This window comes from Sulfurovum sp. bin170, from assembly GCF_010892395.1.
Classification (GTDB): Bacteria; Campylobacterota; Campylobacteria; order Campylobacterales; family Sulfurovaceae; genus UBA1140.
In genome coordinates, this window is the sequence record NZ_JAACKB010000250.1 from 1 (window position 1) to 4,974 (window position 4,974).

The 4,974-nt window shown below is 37.4% G+C and carries 5 protein-coding genes; 4 read left to right on the top strand and 1 reads right to left on the bottom strand.

The annotated features are described in order from the left end of the window. The coding region (locus tag GSY74_RS05935) for an ammonium transporter (protein WP_164664182.1) at positions 1 to 896 on the bottom strand (896 nt) is incomplete at its 3' end. 207 nt (positions 897 to 1,103) lie between these two features. On the opposite strand from GSY74_RS05935, the gene GSY74_RS05940 reads away from it, so the two are divergent. From GSY74_RS05940 to GSY74_RS05955, 4 genes are all read left to right on the top strand, one after another. Beyond that, positions 1,104 to 2,645 (top strand): DUF1538 domain-containing protein, encoded by a 1,542-nt coding sequence (locus tag GSY74_RS05940; RefSeq protein WP_164664183.1) that lies wholly within the window; start codon positions 1,104 to 1,106, stop codon positions 2,643 to 2,645. 59 nt (positions 2,646 to 2,704) lie between these two features. Further along, positions 2,705 to 3,055 carry a transcriptional regulator gene (locus GSY74_RS05945; RefSeq protein WP_164664184.1) on the top strand — a complete coding sequence of 117 codons (351 nt, stop codon included), beginning with the start codon at positions 2,705 to 2,707 and terminating at the stop codon, positions 3,053 to 3,055. A 12-nt stretch (positions 3,056 to 3,067) separates the two neighbouring features. Beyond that, on the top strand, positions 3,068 to 3,469 hold the full coding sequence (locus GSY74_RS05950; protein WP_164664185.1) for a CBS domain-containing protein: 402 nt from the start codon (positions 3,068 to 3,070) through the stop codon (positions 3,467 to 3,469). 27 nt (positions 3,470 to 3,496) lie between these two features. Further along, the coding region (locus tag GSY74_RS05955; protein ID WP_164664186.1) for a hypothetical protein at positions 3,497 to 4,974 on the top strand (1,478 nt) is incomplete at its 3' end.

Sequence of the window (4,974 nt, forward strand, 5' to 3'; positions counted from 1 at the left end):
AATGGTACAAACCAAACAACCAAAGCTCCACCAATTGCCCCAATAAGGATAGGCTGATACATAGTAAACTGATCTGGCCCTGCTGTTACTGAGACCAGTCCACCCAAAGCACCGTTTAGAATCATGGTAATATCGAACTTTCTATATCTAAAATAGGTAAGTGACCAAGCAGCAATGGCACCTGAGAGTCCACCTGTATTAGTATTCATAATGGTGAGAGCTACGGCATCAGCATTCTCAACTGATGAGATGGAACCAACTGAACCACCATTAAATCCAAACCAACCAATCCATAGTAGAAATGCACCAAGGGTAACCAATGGAATATTTGAAGCAGGGATTACTTTGACTCGACCATTTTTATTATATTTTCCTTGTCTAGCACCCATAATCAAGATAGCCGCCATCAATGCCCAACCACCTGTTGAGTGAATAACGGTAGAACCTGCGAGGTCAGACATTGCTGATATATCCAAAAAAGTTCCATCGAGGAAGTTTGCTCCCCAAGTAATATTGACAATGGTAGGGTAAATCAATGCACCAACAGCAATAGTAAATATAGCCAGAGGGATGATTCGTGACCGTTCACTAACTCCACCAGACATGATGTTGACTACTTTTCCAACAAATGCCATCTGAAATAGGAAAAAAGCATACTTTGAGATTGCAGTTTGATGCTCCCAAGAGCCAAATGCGTACTCATATCCGATAAGCAGGAAGCTCATAGAGGCAACAGCGTAAATCATAACATTCATGGTAAGTACAGCTGTAACATTTTTGGTTCGTACCAATCCAGATTCAAGCATGGCAAAACCTGGTACCATAAAGATAATAAGAACCATCGAAAAGATGGCAAAGAAGGTGTCGATAATATACGACGGGTTATCGAGTGTCATACTGTTTGTCCTTTTATTTAAATAATAAGCTGATTTTATCAAATTTGTTTTTATTATCGAAGAGGTTTGTGATTAAAAAATAGGCAATTAAGGGAGATATGTCGTAATGATATGTTAATTTTGGAGAGATGAGAATAACTTCAAAAAATCTTAAATTAAGGGAAATTTTATCTTAAAATAAAGAGCTTTTCCGATATACTTCGCTCCATGAAAGAAAGCATTAATATATTTTATCAAGACCTTAAAAACTCATTTAAAGATTTGCTACCCATTATTATTGTGGTGGCATTTTTTCAGGCATTTATTATTCAAGAGATGCCTGAAAACTTAACCTCTATTATTATAGGTCTTACCATTGTTGCCATTGGTTTGGCGCTATTTATTCGTGGGCTTGAACTGGGTATATTTCCCATTGGTGAAGGTCTTGCTGTAGATTTTGCGAGGAAGGGGTCTGTCTTTTGGCTCTTGCTATTTGCGTTTACTATCGGGTTTTCTACCACTGTAGCCGAACCTGCACTGATAGCTATTGCCGATAAGGCTGCTATTATTTCTAGTGGATTGATTGACTCCTTTTGGCTTCGGATGACAGTTGCACTCTCTGTTGGTTTCGCTATCGCTTTGGGGACACTTCGGATTCTTCTTGGTCACCCAATTCAGTACTATATTATCTCTGGATATATTCTTGTAGTTCTAATGACCTTTTTTGCACCAAAAGAGATTATCGGTTTGGCTTATGATAGTGGAGGGGTGACCACCTCGACAGTGACGGTTCCTCTGGTTGCCGCTTTGGGTATTGGACTCTCTTCTAGTATCAAGGGTCGTAATCCTGCTATTGATGGATTTGGTCTTATCGCTTTTGCTTCACTAACACCGATGATATTTGTTCAGATCTATGGGATTATTGTCTACTCATTGGGGGATGCCTCTTCTGCATCAATAGTCGCTGAAGCGGTAGAGACTACCAAATCAGTTGCATCTACCTATAGTTTTTCATTGGTTGATACACTTATGGAGCTGATTGGGGTGATTAAAGATGTTGCACCTATTTTGGTTGTAATCTTCTTTTTCCAATATGTGATTATCAAGAAATCAGTTCCTCATCTTCATAAAATCATTACAGGTATTGTCATGGTTATTTTGGGTCTCTACGCCTTTATCATTGGATTAGAGATGGGACTTTTCCCTATTGGTGAGAGCATCGCTTTTGCTTTGACCTCCATGAATAACAATGGACTCATCTATCTCTTTGGTTTTATGATTGGTTTCTCGACAACTATGGCAGAACCTGCACTTTTGGCTATTGCAATCAAAGCTCAAGAGATAAGTGAGGGGATGATACAGCAGAATATACTAAGAAGTGTGGTAGCATTAGGGGTTGCAATTGGTATCGGACTAGGTTCGTATCGTCTGGTCGCAGGTGACCAGATTCACCACTATATTATCGTTGGGTACTCTTTGGTGATTATTATGACCTATTTTGCACCTAAGTATATTATACCTATTGCATATGATAGTGGAGGGGTGACCACCTCAACCGTTACAGTTCCATTGGTAGCAGCTCTAGGGTTGGGACTAGCGGAAAATATAGATGGACGGAACCCACTTATAGATGGATTTGGTCTGATTGCTTTTGCTTCACTATTTCCTATGATAACCGTTATGGGATATGGTATACATGCAGAGATTAAGAAAAAACAGTTAGCAAAGAGTCAAAATGACTCTTTTTCGCCAAAGGCGAAGCTTAAGTGAATAAAGATAATATGAATTAGTTCATATTATATGAGAAATTATTTATAGAAGGAGTCGAAATGCAATTTACAGCTTTAGTAGCTATTATTCAAGATAAAGATGAAGAGACAGCTGTTGATGTAGCTAAAGAGGCAGGGGCAGGTAGTGTTACTATTCTTCATGGTAGAAATATAGGACTTGAAGAGAAAAAGGTCTTTTTTGGATTGACTTTAGAGGAGAATGTTTCGGTTCTCTTTTTTGTTCTCCCTAGAAGAGTCTCCATGAAAGTGATGAAAGCTATTCGTGTTAAGTTTAATATGGATGTTCCAGAGGGAACTGGGATGACATTTACTATTCCATTGAGTCATGTGGCAGGTTTGGATGTAGATGAGCTTCATAAATTTGAAGATAATATTAAGACAATGTTGTAGAGGAGAAATAGGATGTTAGTAGAAAATGTAATGACCCCATCAGAGAAGTTGATAAAGGTCTCACCAATGGGAACTGTAAGAGATGCTCTGAAGTTAATGAAACAGAATGGTGTTCGTTCTGTGATTGTTGAGAAGAGCTCCCCTCATGGTGCTTATGGTTTAGTCACTTTTAAAAATATTTTGCAGAGTATTGTTGCTCAAGATGGTGATATTGACCTGTTAAATGTTTATGATATTGCAGCGATTCCAGCCATAAGTATATCGGCAAAGATAGAGGTCAAGTATGCAGCTCAAATGATGGTAAATAGAAGTATCAAACGCCTTTTGGTTATTGATAACAATGAGCTAAAAGGTATCTTGACTATGACTGATATTATTGGAGTTTTAATGGATAGCGTAGAGTGTTCAGCGTAGGGTTGACAGAGGTCGACCAAATATATTATGCAAAATAACAGAATAGTAAACGATACAGTATACGGACATATTCCATACTCTGGCGTAGAGGAGAAGTTTCTACAGAGTAAGATACTCAATCGTCTACTATTTATCTCTCAAAATGCTCTGGCATATTTTGCTTTTCCATCAATTACCACAAAACGATATATCCACTCACTAGGAACGATGCATGTAGCCTCCTATATGTTCAAAAACTCACTTATCAACGCTTCAACAAAGAGCAGAAAAAAGTTTCTAAAACAGGCTAGGGTCTCTATCAAACGACTTATAAAAGAGCATGGTTTAGATATAGATTTGAAGTCATTAAAGATTGATGATAAAGCACTTCTAGGTTTCTCTACTGCATTTAGAGAGAAAGAGAATGTACCCTATCTTATTTTGTTACAAGCGATGCGTCTAGCAGGATTACTACATGATGTTGGTCATTTGCCATTTTCTCACCAGACGGAGTATGCTCTAAAGAGACTCTACAAATCGGTAAAAGAGGAAAATCTACCCAACAAAGAGCAGAAAAAATTTCTAAAATTCTATGAAGAGATTACAAAAAATGGAAAGATGGTTTTGCATGAGAGTATCGGCTATGAGTATCTTGATATGCTCTTTAACTATGAGGTATCAGAGCAGAGCAGTAGTTCAAAAGAGCTTATAAAACTCTACTATCTTATTGTCAAGAATATCTTTGATGATATTAAATCAGATGAGTTCTCTTATGCAACTTTGCATCAATATATAGCCTCAACGGTAGATGCTGACCGTATTGACTATATCAATCGCGACCTATTGGCTAGTGGGTATATCTCAACCTCTTCTGACCTGCTTCGTATAACCAGAGAGGCGATTTTGATAGAGGATAGAAAAGAGTTCAAGCTCTCCTTTCAAACCTCTAGTCTCTATGATATAGAGCATCTGCTAGAGAGCCGTTTTAACCTCTATAAAAAGGTATTTTTTACCCATAATATTAGTCGTTTGGATACTTTATTGGAGAAGGTTATCACCTTTTTGGCAAAAGAGTACCTATCTATCGTTCCAAAAGATAAGAAGCTATATCAGACTATTGCGATGATGTGGAAATTTTTATCCGAACCTAATCCAAGTAAACGCCTTGATATTATCTCTCAACTTGATGAGAATTGGTTGATAAGTCTCTTTAAAAAAGAGTATTTTAAAATCAAATATCAACTAAGTCTCACATATCAGGAGCGTTATTATCTCTCAGCCTTTGAAGATATACTATTTGGAAAAGATTTTTTCAAAGCAAACTGGAAAAACCTATCGGAGTTTTATAATATTTTGGAGTTAAATAAAGATGAGAGATACCAGTTTAGAGAAAAATTTGGTTCCATTTCTGCTAAACAGCGACAAAAACTAGAACTCTCTCTTGAGGGGCTTATGGAGAGTTATGGCAAAGATGATGAGTACTATGCCTATTCGATAGTATCACTATCTATTGGAATAGAGAAAAA

Coding starts and splice junctions, on each gene's coding strand:
- GSY74_RS05940 (WP_164664183.1), top strand. CDS start 1,104: ATGAAAGAAAGCATTAATATATTTTATCAAGACCTTAAAAACTCATTT.
- GSY74_RS05945 (WP_164664184.1), top strand. CDS start 2,705: ATGCAATTTACAGCTTTAGTAGCTATTATTCAAGATAAAGATGAAGAG.
- GSY74_RS05950 (WP_164664185.1), top strand. CDS start 3,068: ATGTTAGTAGAAAATGTAATGACCCCATCAGAGAAGTTGATAAAGGTC.